General features: G+C 50.2%; 2 protein-coding genes and 1 pseudogene. All 3 read left to right on the top strand.

The features are described 5' to 3' along the window. Positions 1–1,414: pseudogene (locus J0A65_RS21910) on the top strand (DNA-directed RNA polymerase subunit beta'); the annotation flags it as partial. A 230-nt stretch (positions 1,415–1,644) separates the two neighbouring features. Next, entirely contained in the window at positions 1,645–2,019 is a 375-nt protein-coding gene (gene rpsL / locus J0A65_RS21905) for a 30S ribosomal protein S12 (RefSeq protein WP_102798949.1), read from the top strand. Between the two features lie 79 nt (positions 2,020–2,098). Then, positions 2,099–2,522: 30S ribosomal protein S7 (gene rpsG, locus J0A65_RS21900; RefSeq protein WP_206596447.1), on the top strand; the 424-nt coding region annotated here is incomplete at its 3' end.

Genomic DNA, 2,522 nt, shown 5'->3' with positions numbered 1-2,522 from the left:
CGGTGAGCCAGGTACACAGTTAACCATGCGTACGTTCCACATCGGTGGTGCGGCTTCAAGAGCCTCTGCCGAGAATAGCGTGCAAGTGAAAACTACCGGTAGTCTGAAGTTGCATAACGCCAAGTATGTGCGTAACGCTGATGACAAAGTGGTTATCGTTTCTCGCTCCACCGAGATCACAATTATTGATGATCAAGGTCGTGAGAAAGAGCGTTATAAAGTGCCTTACGGTGCGGTATTGTCTGTGGATGATGGTGCAAAAGTGGCAGCGGGTGACATTGTTGCCAACTGGGATCCACACTCACACCCAATCATTACTGAGCGCCAGGCTAAGATCAGTTTTGCTGACGTAGACGACAGTAACACTGAGATGCAGCAGGACGAACTGACCGGTTTGACTCGTATCGTGGTTAAAGACCTGTCCAAGTTCAATGCGAAAGAGCCTAAGCTGATTCTGGAAAGTGCTGAAACCGGCCTGCAGGAAATCCGTCTGCCGAGCTTTACCACTATCGAAGCCGCTGACGGTTCTGTGGCTAAAGCTGGTGATGTACTGGCGCGCATTCCTCAGGAAAGCTCGAAGACACGCGACATTACGGGTGGTCTGCCACGCGTAGCCGACTTGTTCGAAGCGCGTAAGCCGAAAGAGCCAGCTATCCTGGCCGAGGTTTCCGGTACCATTAACTTCGGTAAGGAAACCAAAGGCAAGAAGCGTTTGGTCATCGTGCCTGAGCAAGGTGAAGCCTACGAGGAAATGATTCCTAAGTGGCGCCAGCTGAACGTGTTTGAAGGTGAAAGAGTGGAGCGCGGTGAAGTTATCTCCGACGGTCCAGAGTCACCTCACGATATCCTGCGTCTGCGCGGTATCAGTGCGGTATCTAACTATATCGTCAACGAAGTGCAGGACGTTTATCGTCTGCAGGGTGTAAAGATCAACGATAAGCACATCGAAGTGGTTATTCGCCAGATGCTGCGTAAGTGTTTGATCACCCACCCAGGCGACAGCCTGTTCCTTGAAGGTGAACAGGTAGAAGTATCCAATGTGAAAATTGCCAACCGTCAGCTGGAAAAACAGGGTAAATTCCCTGCCCAGTACGAAACGCAGTTGTTGGGTATTACTAAAGCCTCACTGTCTACCGAGTCGTTTATCTCTGCTGCGTCGTTCCAGGAAACAACGCGCGTACTGACCGAAGCGGCAGTACAAGGCAAGGAAGACGATCTGCGTGGTCTGAAAGAAAACGTTATCGTTGGTCGACTGATTCCTGCTGGTACCGGTTTTGCCTACCACCAGAAACGTCAGCGCAGAAGAGTCGAGTCCTTGACTGTGGAAGATCCTTCTGTATCTGCAGCTCAAGCTGAACAAGCATTGTCTGAAGCGCTGAATGCAGAAGTTGGCAACGACGAGTCCGAAGACTAAGTGTTAGCCAGGCCGGACTAAGTCCGGCTTGGGTTGACAGGTTAATCTTTGGTCTATAGAATTCCGCGACCCTTTTTTAGGGTTGCGGTTTTTTATTTGCATGGAAGTGAATAGGCTGCGCGGCAGGATGGCCAATTGCAGCAACACGGGAGCAAATCATCAGCTAAGCTGAATGATTGGTAACCGTTTTTGATTTTTCAGTAGTAGTTATTTTTATCAGGAGCTAGTTAATGGCAACAGTTAACCAGTTGGTGCGTAAGCCCCGCGCAAAGGTCGCTGAAAAAAGCAATGTACCTGCGCTGCAAGCTTGCCCACAACGACGTGGTGTATGTACTCGCGTATATACCACCACTCCTAAGAAACCGAACTCTGCATTGCGTAAAGTATGCCGTGTTCGTCTGACTAACGGTTTCGAAGTCAGCTCATACATCGGTGGTGAAGGTCACAACCTGCAAGAGCACAGCGTTGTGCTGATCCGTGGCGGTCGTGTTAAAGACCTGCCAGGTGTTCGCTACCACACTGTTCGCGGTACTTTGGACTGCGCCGGTGTTAACGCTCGTAAGCAAGCCCGTTCTAAGTACGGCGCGAAAAGGCCCAAGTCCTAACGGTTCTCCGTTTAGTAAGGCCAAACTGTAGTAATTATTGAGAGTTTTGGGTAATTCCTGAATTCAACGGAGAAAGAAGATGCCTAGAAGAAGAGTCGTAGGTCAACGTAAGATCCTGCCTGATCCTAAGTTCGGATCACAATTGCTTGCCAAGTTCATGAACGTTGTCATGCTGGACGGCAAAAAATCTACTGCTGAAAAAATCGTATACGGTGCGCTCGACATCGTTGCCGAGAAAACCGGCAAAGCACACTTAGATGTGTTCGAGGACGCGCTGGATAATATCCGTCCGTCTGTGGAAGTTAAGTCCCGCCGTGTAGGTGGTTCTACCTATCAGGTACCTGTAGAGGTTCGTCCTGTTCGTCGTAATGCCCTGGGCATGCGTTGGTTGGTAGAAGCCGCTCGTAAGCGTGGCGAGAAGTCTATGGCTCAGCGCCTGGCTGCTGAAATGCTGGATGCTTCTGAGAATAAAGGTACCGCGGTTAAGAAGCGTGAAGACGTGC

The sequence above is a fragment of the Bowmanella yangjiangensis genome (assembly GCF_017255015.1).
GTDB classification, from domain to species: Bacteria; Pseudomonadota; Gammaproteobacteria; order Enterobacterales; family Alteromonadaceae; genus Bowmanella; species Bowmanella yangjiangensis.
Note: the sequence above shows the minus strand (reverse complement) of the source record. Positions and strands in the feature narration are given on the sequence as shown.